Annotated in this window: 12 protein-coding genes; 8 read left to right on the plus strand and 4 right to left on the minus strand. The window is 54.3% G+C overall.

Annotated elements, in window-relative coordinates:
- The first annotated feature begins 44 nt into the window (after window positions 1-44).
- The 5 genes from AABA21_RS16660 to AABA21_RS16680 all read left to right on the plus strand — a co-directional run bounded on the left by AABA21_RS16660 (window position 45) and on the right by AABA21_RS16680 (window position 6,318).
- Window positions 45-1,406, plus strand: coding sequence for a phosphohexomutase domain-containing protein (locus AABA21_RS16660; protein ID WP_338252052.1), 1,362 nt, complete (start codon window positions 45-47; stop codon window positions 1,404-1,406).
- A gap of 233 nt (window positions 1,407-1,639) precedes the next feature.
- A complete protein-coding gene (sucC, locus tag AABA21_RS16665; protein ID WP_126594517.1) occupies window positions 1,640-2,788 on the plus strand; it encodes an ADP-forming succinate--CoA ligase subunit beta in 1,149 nt (382 codons plus the stop codon).
- A gap of 5 nt (window positions 2,789-2,793) precedes the next feature.
- Entirely contained in the window at window positions 2,794-3,657 is an 864-nt protein-coding gene (gene sucD / locus AABA21_RS16670) for a succinate--CoA ligase subunit alpha (protein WP_338252055.1), read from the plus strand.
- A gap of 323 nt (window positions 3,658-3,980) precedes the next feature.
- Window positions 3,981-5,213, plus strand: coding sequence for a histone deacetylase family protein (locus AABA21_RS16675; RefSeq protein WP_338252058.1), 1,233 nt, complete (start codon window positions 3,981-3,983; stop codon window positions 5,211-5,213).
- A gap of 238 nt (window positions 5,214-5,451) precedes the next feature.
- Window positions 5,452-6,318 (plus strand): GNAT family N-acetyltransferase, encoded by an 867-nt coding sequence (locus AABA21_RS16680; protein WP_338252060.1) that lies wholly within the window; start codon window positions 5,452-5,454, stop codon window positions 6,316-6,318.
- A 191-nt stretch (window positions 6,319-6,509) separates the two neighbouring features.
- Here the strand turns inward: AABA21_RS16680 and AABA21_RS16685 are convergent, their stop codons facing one another.
- The 4 genes from AABA21_RS16685 to AABA21_RS16700 all read right to left on the minus strand — a co-directional run bounded on the left by AABA21_RS16685 (window position 6,510) and on the right by AABA21_RS16700 (window position 13,444).
- Entirely contained in the window at window positions 6,510-8,465 is a 1,956-nt protein-coding gene (locus tag AABA21_RS16685) for an adenylate/guanylate cyclase domain-containing protein (RefSeq protein ID WP_338252062.1), read from the minus strand.
- Between the two features lie 231 nt (window positions 8,466-8,696).
- On the minus strand, window positions 8,697-9,596 hold the full coding sequence (locus tag AABA21_RS16690) for an SDR family oxidoreductase (protein WP_338252064.1): 900 nt from the start codon (window positions 9,594-9,596) through the stop codon (window positions 8,697-8,699).
- A gap of 708 nt (window positions 9,597-10,304) precedes the next feature.
- Window positions 10,305-12,674: a sensor histidine kinase gene (locus tag AABA21_RS16695; RefSeq protein WP_338252066.1), complete on the minus strand. Its 2,370-nt coding sequence runs from the start codon at window positions 12,672-12,674 to the stop codon at window positions 10,305-10,307.
- Window positions 12,674-13,444 carry a response regulator gene (locus AABA21_RS16700; RefSeq protein ID WP_338252068.1) on the minus strand — a complete coding sequence of 257 codons (771 nt, stop codon included), beginning with the start codon at window positions 13,442-13,444 and terminating at the stop codon, window positions 12,674-12,676. The genes AABA21_RS16695 and AABA21_RS16700 overlap by 1 nt, the downstream gene beginning before the upstream one ends.
- A gap of 288 nt (window positions 13,445-13,732) precedes the next feature.
- On the opposite strand from AABA21_RS16700, the gene AABA21_RS16705 reads away from it, so the two are divergent.
- The 3 genes from AABA21_RS16705 (at window position 13,733) to AABA21_RS16715 (ending at window position 18,166) form a co-directional block, all read left to right on the plus strand.
- Window positions 13,733-15,946, plus strand: a complete 2,214-nt coding sequence (locus tag AABA21_RS16705) for an alpha-amylase/4-alpha-glucanotransferase domain-containing protein (RefSeq protein ID WP_338252069.1) — start codon at window positions 13,733-13,735, stop codon at window positions 15,944-15,946.
- Between the two features lie 261 nt (window positions 15,947-16,207).
- Window positions 16,208-16,924 carry a type 1 glutamine amidotransferase gene (locus tag AABA21_RS16710; RefSeq protein WP_338252071.1) on the plus strand — a complete coding sequence of 239 codons (717 nt, stop codon included), beginning with the start codon at window positions 16,208-16,210 and terminating at the stop codon, window positions 16,922-16,924.
- A 435-nt stretch (window positions 16,925-17,359) separates the two neighbouring features.
- Window positions 17,360-18,166 (plus strand): PP2C family protein-serine/threonine phosphatase, encoded by an 807-nt coding sequence (locus AABA21_RS16715; protein WP_338252073.1) that lies wholly within the window; start codon window positions 17,360-17,362, stop codon window positions 18,164-18,166.
- Window positions 18,167-18,191 lie beyond the last annotated feature (25 nt).

Raw genomic sequence — 18,191 nt, forward strand, 5'->3', positions numbered from 1 at the left:
CTGGGAAGGGTCTTTTATCAGGGAAAGCTCATACATAATTCATTATGAGCACTTCTCATACTGCTGTTGATCCATCCATTTTTAAGGCATACGATGTGCGTGGCGTTTATGGTGAAACGCTACAAGCTGAGACCGCCTACCGCATTGGACGCGCGGCCGCTCAGTATCTCAATGTGCCTGAAATCGCGGTTGGTCGAGACATGCGCGTCTCGTCTCCTGAAATCGCCGAGTCTTTGATTCGTGGTATCAGCGACCAGGGGGTCAACGTGGTTGACCTGGGACAGATCACGACCGACGGACTGTATTTCGCCGTGGGTAAATTTAATTACTCGGCCGGCGCTATGGTGACCGCCTCGCATAATCCCGGTAAATATAACGGCATCAAGTTCTGCCGCGCCCAGGCCTTCCCGATCAGCCTGGATACCGGTCTGGGCGATATTCGCGACCTGGCGGTCAGCGGCAATTTCGCCGAGCCAGCCAGAAAAGGTGAAGTCACAAAGCGCGATGTGATCGACGACTATGTGCAGCATGCGCTCTCCTTCATCGATGTCAACAAGATCAAACCACTCAAAGTGGTTATCGATGCCGGCAACGGCATGTCGGGTCTGATCATGCCCCGCGTGTTCAAGCACCTGCCCTGCGAACTGGTCCCGCTCTACTTTGACCTGGACGGCACGTTCCCCAACCATCCCGCCAGCCCGATCGAACCGGAGAACATGGTTGATGTGCAGAAAAAGGTGCGCGATGTGGGAGCAGACGTTGGTGCCGCCTTCGACGGCGACGCCGATCGTATGTTCCCGGTCGACGAGCATGGCGACCTGGTCGATGGCTCTCAGGTGACACTGGCCGTCACCAACAGCCTGCTGCAGAAAAATCCGGGCTCAACCATCCTCTACAACCTGATCGTCTCCAAGAGCGTTCCTGAGCTGATTGAGAAACTCGGTGGCAAAGGTCTGCGCACACGCGTCGGCCACTCGTTTATCAAAGCCGACATGCGCAAAGCCGATGGCATCTTCGGTGGCGAGCACTCCGGACACTTCTACTTCCGCGACAACTGGTTCGCTGACTCCGGCCTGATCGCGCTGCTGATCATGCTGGAACTGATCTCGGTCGAGAACAAACCCCTCTCAGAGATTATCCAGCCATTGGATCACTGGGTGCGCAGCGGTGAGGTGAACAGCACCGTCCAGGATGCCCAGGGCAAACTGCAGGCCCTGGAGGAGCACTTCGGCAAGTCGGCTAAATCGGTCGATAAGCTGGATGGCCTGACCGTCGACTACGGCGACTGGTGGTTCAATGTTCGTCCTTCGAACACCGAGCCCCTGCTGCGCCTGAACGTCGAAGCTAAAGACAATGCCTTAATGGAGCAGAAACGCGACGAGGTGCTGGCCTTCATTCGCGGCTAGCATCTGTCACAGCTTGTAATAATAGAGATAACGCCAACCCCGGATCAGGATTCCCTGTACTCCTGCCGGGGTTGCTCTCCGCGTGGTATATTACAAGCAGAAAAAAAGCGCGAGTATAACCGGCAACGCTCTGAAAAGAGTCATCCATATATTCCCTTGCGCATAATAGGTAATTTCTTTAAAATAGTGGGGAGTACAATGACGTACGACAAGTATCACAAGGAGCAACTATTTTGAAAATTCATGAATATCAGGCCAAAGGTATTCTGGGCAAGTATGGCATTCCGGTTCAACCGGGGAAGGTCGCCTATACACCAGAAGAGGCCGAAGCTATTGCCCGTGAACTGGGTGGGCCAGTTGTAATTAAAGCTCAGGTCTATGTCGGTGGACGCGGCAAAGCTGGCGGTATCCAATTCGGGGATACACCCGAGCAGGCCCGCGAGGCGGCTTCACGTGTCATTGGCATGGATATCAAAGGGCTCACGGTCGAAAAGGTTCTGGTAACTTCTAAAATCGATATTAAAGAAGAATACTATCTGGGCATCGTGCTCGATCGTAAATCTCAGGCGCCAGTGGTGATGGTTTCGACGGCCGGTGGCATCGATATTGAAGAGGTCGCGGAGAAAACGCCAGAAAAGATCATCCAGCAGCCGATCGATATGCGCTGGGGACTGCGCCACTTTGAGGCTCTGGACATCGTGGCCCGCGCGGGCTTTCCCTCCTACGTTTTGCGCCAATCAGCGGCCATCCTGGCGGCCCTGGCCAAAGCGTTCATTGAGAGCGACGCGAACCTGGCCGAGATCAATCCATTGGCCTATACCGCTGACGGCAAGGTGATGGCCGCCGACGGTAAGATCGTCATCGACGATAATGGGCTGTTCCGCCAGAAAGAATACGCCACCTGGGCCGAGCCTGAAGAGGCCAATCCCCTGGAATATGAAGCCAAGCAGGCCGGTCTGACCTACGTCAAGCTGGATGGGGATGTCGGCATTATCGGCAATGGCGCGGGTCTGGTGATGACCACGCTGGATATGGTGGCCCGCTCGGGCGGCAAACCGGCCAACTTCCTGGACATCGGCGGCGGCGCCAAGGCCGAGGTCATGTATAAGTCACTCACGTTTGTGGCCCGGGACCCACAGGTCAAGGGCATTCTCGTCAATATCTTCGGCGGCATCACGCGCGGTGAAGAGGTCGCCAAGGGCGTCATTATGGCCCAGGCCGAACTCCCCAAGGGCATGCCTATCGTGGTTCGCCTCTCGGGAACAGGTGCCGAAGAGGGACGAGCGCTGCTCAAAGACGCAGGACTGGACTGGGGTAAAGATATGCGCGACGCATCAGAGAAGATTGTGGCCGCGATCGCTCAAACGGAAAAAGGACTGTAAGGGACATGAGTATTCTATTAGATAACACAACACGCGTCATCGTTCAGGGTATTACCGGCCGCGAAGGTCAATACCATACCCGCAATATGCTGGCTGCCGGAACCAACATTGTGGGCGGTGTGACGCCGTCCAAAGGTGGACAGAGCGTCGAGGGTGTGCCGGTCTTCGATACCGTCTTCCAGGCCAGAGCCGCCACCGATGCCACGGCCAGCTGCATCTTCGTGCCCCCGGCAGGAGCCGCTGACGCGATTATGGAGGCCGCCACGGCCGGCATTGAGCTGATCGTGTGTATCACCGAGGGCATTCCCGTCATCGATATGACGCGTGCCATGCTGGTGGTGCGCGAAAAAGGCGCTCGCCTGATCGGTCCCAACTGTCCCGGCATGTGCACTCCTGGCTTTGGCAAGATCGGCATCATCCCCTACCAGATCTTCAATCCCGGTCCAGTAGGTTTTATTTCACGCTCAGGTACGCTGACCTACGAGGTCGTCTCCCTGCTAACGGGGGCTGGCATCGGTCAGTCCACCTGTATCGGCATCGGCGGCGATCCCATCATCGGCTCAACCTTTGTGGACTATCTCAGTCTCTTTGAGAAGGATCCACAGACGCAGGTTGTGGTGATGTGTGGTGAGATCGGCGGTAGCGATGAAGAGGATGCCGCTGAGTTCATCAAAACGATGACCAAACCTGTGGTAGCCTTCGTCTCCGGCCGCACCGCTCCAGCTGGCAAGCGCATGGGACACGCCGGAGCGATCATCTCCGGCAACACCGGTACCGCCCAGGGAAAAGTGGAGGCCCTGCAGGCCGCTGGCGTTCCTGTCGCCGATACCATTTTTGATATTCCTGACTTAGTCAAAAAAGTACTCTAACGCAACGCTGGGATATATAAATCATCCCGAACTTTTGAAAAAGTTCCCAAAACCGGGGTGTGGGCGAGCATGCTGGGAGCATGCTCACGTCCCCACAAAACTTCTTTTTCTTCTTTTTCGCGCCGCCTGCGGCGGCGCGAGAGGAGAAGAGGGAGTGTGGGGACACCCCACACCCCGGCAGGAGGGCTCGCCGCCCTCCTCCGCCTCCCGCACTGGGAGCGCGGAACCCGTTTTTCGAATGTTTCAAAAATCCGGGATGACTCATGTATCCCACCTAGAAAATAACCAGGCACTTAACGAAGCAGCCTGACCAAGGGAAATCTATGACAACGGCCCTCGTCTACGATCCAATATTTATGGAGCATCGTCCTCCCAAGGGGCATCCCGAACGTCCTCAAAGGATGGAGATGTCGATCGGCTATCTGCGCGCCTTGAACTGGCTAGAACGTCCAGGACTCGTGCAGTTGACGCCGCGCGCCGCCAGTATTGATGAACTGGCAACTGTACATGAACGCGAATACATCCAGGAAATCGAAGAGCTCAGCCAGCAGGCCGCCGAAACTGAAGCGGCCACCGGGGTCTCCACCAGCCTGCAGGCAGGCACCGATACATACGTGTCCGCTAAAACCTATGAAGCTGCTCGCAAGGCGGCGGGCGCTCCCCTGACGGCCCTGGATGCCATCATGAATGGCGAGGTGAAAAATGCCTATTGTCTGGTTCGCCCTCCCGGACACCATGCCGTAGCGGAAGCTGGCTTCGGGTTCTGCATCTTCAACAATGTCGCCGTCGCGGCTCGCTATGCGCTAGATCGCTATAGGCTAGAGCGCGTCATGATCATCGATTACGATGTACATCATGGAAATGGCACCCAGGAGACCTTCTATGATGATCCGCGCGTGCTCTACTTTTCGATCCACCAGGCTCCCTTCTTTCCCGGCACCGGCCTGTCCGAAGAGCGTGGGGAAGGAGATGCAATAGGTACAACCATCAATGTCCCGCTGCCGGCTGGCTCAGGTTATGAGATCTACGAGCCCATCTTCCGCCAGGTTCTGGCTCCGGCCGCCGACCGCTTTAATCCACAATTGATCCTGGTCTCAGCTGGCTATGATGCCCACTGGAAAGAGGCGGAAGGTCACACCGGCGTTCAGCCGGGCATGCGCATCTCTACCGCCGGCTTCGCCAAGCTCAATGAGATTATTCTCAAGCTGGCCGATACCCTCTGTGATGGCCGACTGATCATGATCCAGGAGGGTGGCTATGACCTGGATGTTGTCGCCAGCGGCGTCGCCACCAGCCTCAATCAGCTCCTTGGCGGCACCGAAGCCGTTGATAAGTATGGTCAGGCACCCGACATCGCCTTTCAGCTCAACACTGATGTCGTCATTTCAGAGCTGCGCCGCATCCACCAGCTCACCGGCTATCGCATGCGCAACCAGCCCAAACCAGACCGCGAGAAGTTGCTGCGTGAGATGAAGGGCCCCGTCATCACAAAGACACCAGCCACCCCTCAACCCTCAGATGACGCCAGCGATACCTGCTGCCAGAACGAAGAATAATCCTTAACAGCAGCAAGAAGGGGTTCTCGATTCCTCTCAGAGGAATCGAGAACCCCTTCTTGCTGCTGTTAGATTCAATGTTGACGCATGGGGATATGAAAGGTTACACTAAAAGCACGTAACAAAGACCACTTTGAGCATACATAATGCTCAAAAGTGTCTTCACTATAGGAAAAACACATCATAGCTTTGCGGCACATTTTGTGGCACATATCAAGGCTGCCGGCACAGAGGATATATGAAAAATAAAGAGAGACAGATACGGTTGCTTGGTGAGGAGGATATCCCTGCTATTGAACGGCTATTGCGTACATCGGAGTATATCTACCAGCGGTTTACACTCAGTGAGCTGCCTTTATTGCTAAAGCGCTATCCGGCGGTTGGTTTGTGGAATGATAGCACGCTCTACGGCTTTCTGCTATCACAGATTATTAGTTCGTCGCTGGCCTGGTTTAGCGGCTTTGGGGTCAGTTGGACAGAGAGCAAAGAATATGTGTCGGTGCTGGGTCGCTTGCTTGATCAGCTCTACGATCCATTACGGACTCAGGGCGTGCAGTATTTTCACTATTCTGGCAATGATTGCGAAAATGATTGGTTACGCTCCCTCCTTCTGGGTCGAGGCTTCATCCCCTATCGCAATCTCTATTCATACGACAAATTCGATTACAAGATTCCAACCGCTGGCAATCAAACGGTAACTATACGCAATGTAGATCTGGCGAGTGATATGCCCGCACTACTACGCATCGAAGAGGCCTGTTTTGAAGATCTGTGGCGCTATGATCCCTTCTCTTTTCAAGATATCGCCAGTACGCATCCTTACTTCGTTGTGGCTGTGCTCAATGGTGAAGTCGTGGGCTATCAGTTTAATGCGCTGGATGACGATTATGGCTACCTGGTACGTATCGCGGTACATCCTTCGGCGACGGGTCAGATGATTGGCGCGCGCCTGATGGCTGAGGCCATCTACTTTTTTGAGCGCGCTCGCGTCTCACGCATCATGCTCAATACCCAGGAAGATAACTATCATGCCCACCGCCTCTATGAGTGGTTTGGCTTTATCCGCTTACAGCAAAAAGGATTTGTGCTGCGCAAGCGTCTTTAATTTTGACTTTGGTGTATTGCGGGCGTAAGCGCCCCCGCTCGGGCGTCCGCATGCGCGGCCGCATAGTTATGAAATGAATGGAAGTGGCAGAAATTGCGCGATGCGCAATTTCTGCCACTTCCATTCATTTCATAACTATTTTGAGCTCTTACGCGCTCATAGGAGATGCAAGGCGCGTATCTTTAATTTATTCACCGCGGTCCCAGGACGTAGCGCACGGTGAGGGGAGCGCTCTTGTTTTTTACGATGAGGGAGAAGGGTTTGCCGGTCTGGATCTGGTTTTGGACCTGTTGATATGTGGGGTCGTTGAGCAAGATGTTGTTGTCGGAGACGTTGTTCTGCAGGCGCGAGGCGACGTTGATGGCGTCTCCAATGGCGGTATAGTTCTGCAGGCGTTCGTGCGCGCCTACATTTCCTACCGTTGCCAATCCGGTATTGACCCCGATGCCAAAGGAGACCTGCACCTCCTGCGGCTGCGAACGCTGGTAGTCGAGCACCGCCATGCGCATCTTCCAGGCTGCGCGTACCGCGCGCAACGCGTGATCAGCCTGGGGCAGGGGCGCGTTAAAGATGGCCATCAAGGCGTCACCCTGAAATGCCGTCAGGGTACCCGCCTCCTCCCAGATGGCATCGCACATGATCTTGAGGTAGCGATTGATCAGGTGCATGACCTCCTCCGGACGCATGTTTTCGCTCAAACGCGTATAGCCACGAATATCGGCGAAGATGACTGAGATCTCTTTGGTTTCACCACCCAGATTGAGGGCCATGGGATCGCGAATCAGTTGCTCAACAACATGGGGATGTACGTAGCGCTCGAAGATACCACGTATCTGCTTGGCGCGCGCCTGTGAGCGCTTCAGTTCGGTCTGGTCGTCGATAACCAGCGCCATACCGATATGCGAGCCCTGCACATCACGCAGAGAGCTGACATAATAGCTCAAGCTCACCATTTCGTCCCGCTCACGACCCGGAATCTGGCAGTTGATGGCCTGGTTAATTAATGTGCCGTGTTCGTGGTGGGCCTGCGCATTGTAGAGCATATCAATGACACCAACATCCGATGGCAGATTTTTAAAGGCATCGCGATAGTGCTTGCCCAGGGCCTGATTGGGATGTATACGCAGGATAATGCTGGCCGCCGCGTTAAAGGTGGTAATGATACCGGCAGAATTGGTCGTAATCACGCCATTGGCGATAGAGCCAAAGATGTTATCCATGTATTGCTTGTCTTCGCGCACCGTACGAATAGCACTGTTGAGATCAGCGAACAGACGAGCATTATCGATGGCAATGGCGGCCTGATTACAGAAGGCCAGCAGCAATTCCAGGTGCTTACGGTTAAAGAGACGAGTATTATAGCGGCTATCAACGTATACGGCTCCGATACAGTTGTTGCGCACGATCAGGGGCGCGCACATAATGGAGCGAATGCCATACACCAGGATGCTCTGGTTGTCTTTCAAACCCTCATCCAGTTGCGCGTCATCAGTTAGCAATGGCTGACGAGTCGCGATGACTTTCTTGATCGTGTTGCGGCTGATCTGCGCGGTAGCAAACGCGCTATCGGGGATATTGCTGGCGTTTTTGTCGCGCGCGACAGTCAATTCGGAGGCACCCGAACTGGTATTTACCAGCATCAACACACCGCGTTCGGCCTTCACAAATTGAATGACAAGGTCCATGACCAACGACAAAACCTCATCAAACTCCAGGGTCGAGTTAAGTGTGCGCGCGATCTCTGACAGCGTTTCCATTTCATCACGCTGCTGCTCCAGATGTAAGATACTGGTCACCATAGCCTGGCGCTCATTCTCGAAGGTGGGCCGGGACGACGAGGCTTGAACGGGAAGATCAACATCTTTGTGCGCTGGTCCCCTGGCGGGTAGCTGAGTTCTGGCCTCATTTACTGTACGCTGTATAGCCTGATAGATACGCCCTAGTTCCAGATCCGCATTGCGACTTACGTTCAAGGCATCGCTCAGCAGGCGCACACGGGGATCGCCTCCATCGCTCGCAAAAGTTCCCTCGACAGCGATCCCTAATCGCTCAGAACTTTCGTGGATGAGGCGTGAAATGCGGATCACCCTCTCACTGATCGCGCGTAATTCATCGCCTGCATTACCAGATAAATCGGCAGAGATCACGCAGATTCCTCCCTCCAGATAGAGCGTTGCCCCTCCCCGGGCCATGGCAAAGAGTTAGCAATGGTCGTCAGTATGTCATCCGATAGAGTTGCTACACAGCCATACGTTCAAAAGCGCACATGAAAAAGTGGACATATTCTTGTAACTGTAAATGAATATGCCCACCTATTATAGCACAGCAACGTTTTGCTTGCTTTATCATCTTCAGCCGCGCCTGCCTTTTACATCCTGCTACACTCCTTGTGTCTCCAGGTAAGTTTTGAAGGATTGTGGTTTGAAACCAAAGTCACGTTCGACACTATCCAGGTCGGTGGTGTTGTTGAATGAGAACAAGGCCATGGCGGCCTTCGTCAACGGTGGTTTGGGCATGACAGCCTCCATAACGGCGGCTCCCACGCCAACCAGGGGGGTTGGAGCGTACACCTTGGGTCGGCTATGATGGGTAGCTTGAAGCAGCATATCAAAGATCTGGCTAAACGAATAATATTCCGGCCCGCCAATCGTAAAGATCTTGCGATTGGTCTGATCTGGATTTTGCAGGACCTTGATAATCACCGTGACCACATCTTCCACGGAGATGGGCTGGAACATGGTTTTGCCCCCACCAATCAGCGGCACCACCGGTGCGGTCTCGATCAATTCCGTCAAGCCTTTAATAAAGGGTGCTCCTTTCCCGAAAAGCACGGAGGGACGAATAATGGTCCAATCCAGGCCGCTCTCCATCAGCATCTTCTCGGATAGGTAGCGCCCCTGCATATAACTACCTGGTTTATCTGGTTTGGTCCCCAGGCCACTGATCTCGATCATGCGTTTGACGCCTGCGGCTTTGGCCGCCAGAATCAGATTGGAGGTGCCCCCCACATTGGTCTCTTCATAGTTATTACCAGGAGACTGCTTGCGATCAGCGGTCATAAAGGCCGCGTGAATAATTGTGTCGACCCCCTGTAAAGCGGACTCCAGCGTAGCCGGCTGCGTGGTGGCTCCCTGCACTAATTCCACGCTCTCCACAGGTAAGATGCTGGCGGCCTGGTGCAGATCGCGCACCAGGCAACGTGGCCGCTCACCCTGGGCGACCAGGCGCGCTACCAGGTACCTTCCAATAAAACCAGTGGCCCCTGTAATGAGTAACATTGGCTCGTCCCCTTTCCTTCGAAATACATTCTTCACGTTAGTGATGCTGGATTGCCAGTCTTCAGGTAGCATTAGCTTCCCTATCCAGAACAGTTACCATAACGCCACAGCGGCACCATCAGACACAAACCAGCCGCATCTTCAATTGCCTTAAGAATGTGTCTTACTCACGTGCCCCCGGGGTACGTGGGCGCCCCCGCACGCGCGTCCGTTGCGCAGCCGCGCAGTATTTGTATATTGGTGTATGCGGGGCGCATCAGCGCCCCGCATACACCAATATACCATGGACCCGTGAGCACCAGAGGTGCGCAAGCTCACACGTCCACTTGCATGATGGTACATGGGGCACATGCGCGCCCCTGTACCACCCACATACCATGGACCCGTGAGCACCAGAGGTGCGCAAGTCCACACGTTCGCTTGTATGGTGGTAGATGGTGGGCTCATCAGCGCCCCTTATGCACCACCATGGACTCATGAGCACTGGAGGCGCGAAAGCTCACGCAGGCAGCAGTCAATGAGCATGAGAGTAAGCCACATTTTAAGCACAGTAGCTATTTGTACTGTAGTGCAAGATCAAGATCGGGACCAGGGCATGGCATCATGAATGTACTCATGAGCGGGCACATCCATTATGGGTGCCAGATCCTCGTTGACGGAAGGGATTAGCTCCTGCGGGGGGCGACAAAGCCGGGGCGGGCCCGGCAACTACCGCAAGGCTTCGATGGGGAGGAAGATGCGTACGCTGACACCTTCGTTGGGGGTTGTTTTGACGGTCAGGGTGCCACCGGCGATAGCCAGTAGCGCGCTATGCGTGAGCAGTCCGCCACCCGTTCCAGTGGTTGAGCTACTGGAAGAGACGATGCCGATGCCATCATCGGCCACAATAACTTCCAGATGCGGATTACAGGACGCTGAGAGCGTGAGTCGTAACCGGCGATGGATATCAGTACCCCGGGCATGGCGAGCGGCATTGCGTAGAGCCTCCTGCACGGCTGCAAAGATCAGTTCAGCGATTGCTGGCGGCACAAGATCATCAATTACCTGCATGGCCTCCTCTGAAACCTTCCATTCGACCACGTCAAAGGCCTGTTGAAAATCCTGCTCCAGCATGGTATGGATGGCGGTCATCATGCCATCACGCTCAAGGCGATGGGGGGCGCCGGTCGACATGGCTCGCATCATCGATGCCAGCTGACGATGGACGGTACTGATCGAGCCAATGGCCTCGTGCAAAGCCTGCTCGACACGCTCAGGGTTTTCGCTATCCTGCCCATGGAGGGAGCGCACCGTCTCCAGTCCCAGAAGAGCCAGGTGCAGCATCGGCAGGGTCTCATCGTGCAACACACGCCGTTGCTGGGCGCCCAGTAACTTGACGTCCACCACGCGCCGTCGCAGCAGGCCAGCCACCGCCAGCATGGCCTCGTGATCGCGCAACGTATCCAGGATACGCTGGCCGCATGCCTGGGCCAGGTCCATGTCCTCATTGGTAAACGCGCCACCATCCTGCCGGGGACCCAGATAGAGCCGGGCTACCAAACCCAACTCATCATAGATCGGCAATACCCAGCAGATCACCGGCATACCCTGCAATGACACGCGGATACGGTAGGAGTACAGGTCTGAGCGCAGGATCTTCGGACCGTGGATCTCGCCAGATACCGACTCATTCAATCCATCGCTGCTCAACTCCTCTACCTGATCAGGGAGGTCCAGGATTGACCAGCGATAGGAGAAGCTTCTTCTCACGGGACCAGTCAGAACGACCAGGCGCGCGCAGCGTACCTCTAATACTTCTTTGCACAGGTGAAAGAAGAGTGCCTCCATGTTTTGTTCGGTCTTTTGCAGGTCAGTATTGAGCCAGTGGCGTACGCTGGTACTACGCAAGAAGGGTCCTAGCAATGAAACATAGCGATCGTGCGCGGTATAGCTACTCCAGGTAAAGAGAGCATAGGCGCCGGTGGCGATGATGGTGATCAGTAGCAGGCTCCCTAGCGAACTATGCGTAATCCACATCAGGAATGAGATGAAAAGCGCGCTCGCCGTTGCCACAAATACGATACCACGCCACTGCTCAAAAAAGCCACGCCGGGCCAGGGGACGCTCAATAAGGATGCCATGCCTGACAATCGAGTAACCAATCAGCAAGACGATCACAGCCACGCAGCCGGTCGCATAGATATCCAGCAGGATCAGGTTCATGGGAATACTATTGAGGTCGGACGGATGGGGAGCGGGCAGGCCACCATTCCCCTGCATTCTCACCCAGGTGATGATCGACCAGACGCCCAACATACCCAGACTGAGGGTCAAACAGACCATCAACAGGGCCGCCAACAGGAGCACCGGACGCGCAAGGTGCCAGGATAATACGGGCTCATCCAGATTTTCCACGTCAATCTGGTCGTCCCAGAAAGCATCGACCAGGGCGCGCCGCAAAGAGTGGGTACGCACGCGCAGGACACCAAAGCGCCAGAGCGCACCGAGCAGGCGCGCTACCCGTGCCGGTGTAAACCAGGGTCCGATCACACAGAATGTCACATACGTTAAAAAGATCGGCAAGACCAGCAGCGGTAAAGATGGCCCCTGAGGCACAACACCATTGATATCACTTCCATAGGCCAGCAGCAATAGCGTTCCTCTGAACGTAAATACCGTCCGGTTGATGATTAGAATCGTCAGCACAATACAACCCAGCAACGCGCTACTCACCAGCAAATAGGGACGGCGATGGCGCCATTTGCTATTGAGGAAAGAGGCGTAGTACAGACCAATAACAAACCAGATATAGGGCACGCCAATGGCAGGGAACCAGACCAGGCGCCACAAAAAATCGGAGGAGATGGGCCCGCTCGTTGCCCTGGAGAGAGAGCCAGAGATCAGCAGCGCATGAATAAAGAAAAAGAGCGCCGCCAATCCTAGTCCTACCACGCCTACGCGCGCGATCATGCTGCGCCGATCGCCATTGAGCCACACGGTAAACGCCAGCCACAAAAAAGCGATCAGATTAAAAATCGATAAAGCCAGAGAGAGAGTTTGTAGAAATAGAGCCGGAGTCTGAAAAAACGGTACAGGCATTAGTTTTCTTCTTTGTAGAGAGGGACCCATTCACCCCGGCGATCCTGTACCAGGGCCACGCCCTCCTCGTTCCACATCACCATACGATTGAGCATATAAATCAGCGTCGCACGAGCACGCGCCACCTTATCATCGACGGCATTCTCGCTCAGTCCCCAGGCCGCGTAGATGCGCCCATTGGTGCGGCTGACAGCTCGCTTATCATGCAAATTGAGGCGTGCCGCGATCTGCTCGTTGGTCATGCCCTGGGCCATCAACTCGGCCACACGTAGTTCATTGGGCTCCAGAAGCGCTCGTGGAGATTGCTCATCCAGGTCGCGTACCTCTTGCACGCGATCCTCGATCTCCGGGTCAACCAGGCTGCGACCGCTGACGGCATCGCGCAACAGTGGGACCAGCATGCTTGGCAAGAGATAATTGCTCTTGCGTACATAGGCATAGTGCGTCAGGATGCCAGAAGCACGAAACTCACGGTAATATTCGTCGTCATCCTGAATTGAATAAAACACCACCGGCATACGCGGTCGCTCACGGCGAATGGCGACCGCGGCTCCCACGCCACTCAAAGCCCGCCGGCCCTCCCTGGGATCGCGCAATTGTACATCCATCAGGATGACGTCCACATCCAGTTCGAGCGCGCGCGCGACCGCTTCGCGACCGGTGGCAGCCTCGCCCAGCACATGCACCTCTCTGGTAGCCTCTAATCCCTCGTACAGCGCTTTGCGCAAAGGACCGTGGTCATCGACGAGCAATACATTTAATGTTCCCATATAAAAACGTGGCTACTCCATGCGCTGATATCAACTGTTGATCAGATGCGCGCCGCACTGACCAATCATCTACTCCCCACAACTCCACCATACGTACTGCCAAGTATAGCAATTTTTGACCGAAGAAGATAGCATCCGAAACCCGAAAATGTGCACCCGCGAACCAGGCCTCGGACATCTCATACTATCGCTTGAGGAATATCGTCTTGAAATCAAGCTGAGAAAACTATACTATAACACCGTACATAGTAGAAGCTATGCATACAAAATACAGAGGTTAAAGAGAACATGACAACAGCTCCAGAGCAGCAAAAAAGCATCCATATCGGACTGCTTTTACATAACCACCAGCCAGTCGGAAACTTCCCCTGGGTATTTCAGCAGGTATTTGAAGAATCTTACTTACCCATGATCGAGGCCCTGGAACGGCATCCCGGTGTACGTCTCTCACTCCATTATACGGGATCACTCCTGGATTGGTTGGAAGAAGCACATCCAGAGTTTCTGAGTCGAGTCGCCGCCCTGGTAGCACGCCAACAGGTTGAGATTGTCGGTGGCGGTTACTACGAGCCGATTCTGCCATCGATTCCAGATAACGACAAAGTTACCCAGATTCGCCGCCTGACGGAGCGCGTCGAGGCCGACTTCGGCACACGTCCCACCGGCATGTGGCTGGCCGAACGCGTCTGGGAGCCCAGCCTACCACGCTACTTAACTGAGGCGGGCATCCAGTGGACGATTCTGGACGATATCCATTTTAAGAATGTGGGCCTGGAAGATAAGGATCTCTATGGCTACTATGCCACCGAGGATCAGACCGGCATTCTGAAGGTCTATGCGACCAGCCAGTCACTGCGCTATACGATCCCCTGGCGTCCTCCCCAGGAAACCATCGAGACGTTGCGCACACTGGCCACCACGGCGGGGGATCGCATCGTGGTCATGGGCGACGATGGCGAGAAATTTGGGAGCTGGCCCGACACCCACCCATACTGCTGGGGACCCGACGGCCACTCCGGCTGGGTCGATCAGTTCTTCACTGCTCTGGAAGAGAATAGCGGCTGGCTGCAGACCACGCCACTGGGCGAGTATGCGAACCAGCACGCGGCCCTGGGACGCGTCTATATCCCAACCTCATCATATATCGAGATGACCGAGTGGGCCCTTCCCCCACAGCGCTCGTATCAGTTCTCTCAACTCCTACATCAACTGGAAAGCGAGCACCGCAGCGACATTATCCAGTTTATGCGCGGCGGCTTCTGGCGCAGCTTCCTGGTTCGCTATCCAGAGATTAATAACCAGCATAAAAAGATGCTACGCGTGCACGACACCGTCTATGCCGCGGGTGGAAATGAAGAGACCGGCCTGACCCATCTGCTCAAAGCCCAGGCCAACGATACCTACTGGCATGGCCTCTTCGGGGGCATCTATATGGCCCATGTGCGCTCAGCCATCTATCATCACCTGATCAAAGCCGAAAACGCCGCCGATCGCATCAACCATGGCCAGCAATCCTGGCAGCGCTACGAATTCACTGATTTCGAGCGCAACACGCTGCAGCAGTTGATCATTGAGAGCGATCAGCAAAACCTCTACCTGGATCCACAGCATGGCGGGAGCCTGTTTGAATGGGATCTGCGGCGCAGCGCCCATAATATGCTCAGCGTCATGACCAGGCAGGAGGAGAGCTATCACCAGACGCTACGCACCTATGAGCAGGAACGTCGTCGCCACGCGACCACGAAAGAAGAGACCCCGGCCAGCGGTGATCCTGGCAATCCACACAGCACCATCCGCACCAAAGAGGCCGACCTCGACCAACACCTGGTAATGGATCGCTATCGCCGCAGTAGCCTGGTAGATCATTTCTTGCCCGCGGGCCTGCCTCTCTCCAGCTACGCGCAGGTGCGCTACGAGGAGCAGGGCAACTTCGCCAATGAACCGTATCAGGCCGACGTCAAGCAGGACGAGGCGGGCATCACCGTCGTGTTGAGCCGCGAGGGAATGGTCAAACGTCCCGGTGCCCTGAGCCCCCTGCCAGTCTCCCTGACCAAAACCATCTTTGTTCCCAAAGGGGAAGAGAAACTGGTCATCCGCTACCAGGTCACCAATCGGGGGCAGGCTCGGCTTCAGAGCATGTTTGCCACGGAATTCAATATCAATCTGCTTGGTGGTGGCGGCAATCCACAGGCCTACTGCACCGTTGATGGCCAACAACTGGAGAGCCACAGCTTTGATAGCAGTGGCGAAGTCTCCAATGTGAGCTCGATACATGTCGGCAACAACTGGTTACAGCAGGACCTGGGTATCGCGCTCAGCCAGCCGGCTAACCTGTGGCGCTTCTCTATCGACACGGTCACCGGTTCAGAGGCAGGCTTTGAACGCACCCACCAGGGAAGCAATTTCACCTTTCTCTGGCCCCTCACACTGGATGGTGGTGAAAGCTGGAATGTCGAAATCACTGCTCTAGGATCCTCAACCTCAGTAGCCCAAAACTCCTAAATCTATAGGACCAAACAGGCGTGGTTACAAGAGAGGCTGATCTTTAACGTTAACTATATGGGGGAGAATCTATCTGACAACGCATGATTCTTCTCCCCTGTAGAAATTACGTCATAGATTTGTCTCTTTTTCTTACCATTCACTGTATTACTAAAAAAAGGCCAGGGAAACGGCGACAAATACACCTGTTGATATCTGGCATTCAGGTTGCCGGGATAGTTATCGATTATTGTGTATGTGGAACAGGAAGGAGCAAGGACTGTGCAGAGAATCCTGGTGCTACAACATGAACAAGAGGACCCCAAAGGATACCTGGGTGAGCTTCTGGAAGCCCATAGCATCACCCATGATGTCATAGAGGTCGAGAAAGCAACCCTTCCTGATCCATCAACCTATACGGCAGTTATCGCGTTAGGTGGTTCGCAACATGTCTATGCCGAACAAGCATACCCATACCTGGTTCAGGAAAAAGCCTGGCTACGCACAATCGTAGCGCAGGAGATTCCCTATCTGGGCATCTGCCTGGGAGCTCAATTGCTGGCGGATGTATTGGGAGGGCAGGTGCGCCAGCATATCATGACGGAGATCGGCTTCTTTGATGTCCAGTTGACGAGCTCCGGTCAGCAAGATCCTTTGTTCGCTGGCCTGCCAGGCTATCAGAAGGTGTTCCACTGGCATGAGGATACATTTGATCTGCCGCCAGGCGCCCGGCTCCTGGCGACCAGCGCGAATACGGAAAACCAGGCCTTCCGCCATGGGCGTTGCGCTTATGGATTGCAATACCATATAGAGCTTGACCACGACACGCTTAATACCTGGCTCTATCATCCGTCAATGAAAGAGAGTATGATTGCCATTCTGGGAATTTCAGCGTATCAAAAGATCGAAAAAGAACGGGAAATACACTTTTCCATCTATCAACAACATACGAAAATGCTATTTGAGAATTTTCTAAGAATATGTAATCTGATCCATTGAAATGATATTCGGGAGTGCAAAACCCTTTTCTTTTCATCCTACGATCTGCTATACTTGCACACAATAAGTTTATGCGACCCACACAACGGTTCGCCACATATGTTAATCCAGCGAACCAGCACTATATGCGGCAGGCACATCAGGGGTTGTGACAAAGTAGAGCATGTATAAGGATGTAGAGGATCAGCTTTAAAGGTATTCCTGGACCAAGCGGTCTGTTCTATTGTAAATGGTATAGACATGAATTATCAAGTGATGAGAAAAAGTACAACATCTATAGTAAAATCATTCGAAAGGCAGCAATCGACGAAGATGCCACACCAAACCAGACATAATAAGCGTACTACTATCCATCATCTTCATAAGCGATCACCTTTCGCTACTTCTAGTCGCAGCATCGCCAACGAACGCCACCCAAACCGTAATGAAGACTGCATGATCGTCGACGAGATCGGGGGTCTCTTCGCAGTCTTTGATGGCGTAGGAGGCAGCGCAGCCGCTGAAATTGCTTCGCAGACAGCCGCGAACTCTACGCGCGAGGCATGGAAGCTGATAATGACCAGAAATCCTCACCGGCGCAAGATCTATACATTTCTAGAAGATTGCAATAAACGTGATCTCTGCAAGATCCTGGAAGACCTGATCCTGAAATCAGATGAACAGGTACGCACCGGTGGCGCCCGGCGTGCGGGCACAGATGATCTGGCCACCACCGTCGCACTGGCCGCTTTTTGCCGCCAGCCAGGTTCTCACGAATACACAATGGTCTATGCGCATGTGGGAGATAGCCGCGTTTATCTACTACGTGGAGACGAGCGTATCAAGCGGCTCACCAGCGATGATGGTCTCCTGACCAAGCTGGTTGAAAATCAGATCGTTAACGAATACCATGCATTCCGCATCGACCAGGCAATGCGAGCCGATCAACTTTCTGAGGTCGAGTACAACTACTTCCGGTTGCGTGGCGGTATTACCCAGGCCCTGGGCGGCCCTATACCACCAACCATTCATACCGACAAAGTAAGCATACGACCAGGAGATCGCATCCTTCTCTGTACAGATGGCATTCACGATAATCTGACCGACGAAGAGATTGAAGATATTATAAGGACGAACCCACGTTCATCCGCATCCCGCGTCCTCGTTGAAAGCGCCCGCCAACGTTCCCATGAAGACCGTAGCCAGACAATTCGCTCCAAACCCGACGACATGAGTGCTATTGTACTTACCTGTCGTTTTTAACAGGCGTTTATCAACAGGCGGCGTT

It is taken from the genome of Dictyobacter halimunensis (assembly GCF_036245075.1).

What these genes read in the sequence shown, in the direction of transcription:
- AABA21_RS16660 (WP_338252052.1), top strand. Translation starts at nt 45, where the DNA reads ATGAGCACTTCTCATACTGCTGTTGATCCATCCATTTTTAAGGCATAC.
- sucD (WP_338252055.1), top strand. Translation starts at nt 2,794, where the DNA reads ATGAGTATTCTATTAGATAACACAACACGCGTCATCGTTCAGGGTATT.
- AABA21_RS16675 (WP_338252058.1), top strand. Translation starts at nt 3,981, where the DNA reads ATGACAACGGCCCTCGTCTACGATCCAATATTTATGGAGCATCGTCCT.
- AABA21_RS16680 (WP_338252060.1), top strand. Translation starts at nt 5,452, where the DNA reads ATGAAAAATAAAGAGAGACAGATACGGTTGCTTGGTGAGGAGGATATC.
- AABA21_RS16690 (WP_338252064.1), bottom strand. Translation starts at nt 9,596, where the DNA reads ATGTTACTCATTACAGGGGCCACTGGTTTTATTGGAAGGTACCTGGTA.
- AABA21_RS16695 (WP_338252066.1), bottom strand. Translation starts at nt 12,674, where the DNA reads ATGCCTGTACCGTTTTTTCAGACTCCGGCTCTATTTCTACAAACTCTC.
- AABA21_RS16700 (WP_338252068.1), bottom strand. Translation starts at nt 13,444, where the DNA reads ATGGGAACATTAAATGTATTGCTCGTCGATGACCACGGTCCTTTGCGC.
- AABA21_RS16705 (WP_338252069.1), top strand. Translation starts at nt 13,733, where the DNA reads ATGACAACAGCTCCAGAGCAGCAAAAAAGCATCCATATCGGACTGCTT.
- AABA21_RS16715 (WP_338252073.1), top strand. Translation starts at nt 17,360, where the DNA reads ATGATCGTCGACGAGATCGGGGGTCTCTTCGCAGTCTTTGATGGCGTA.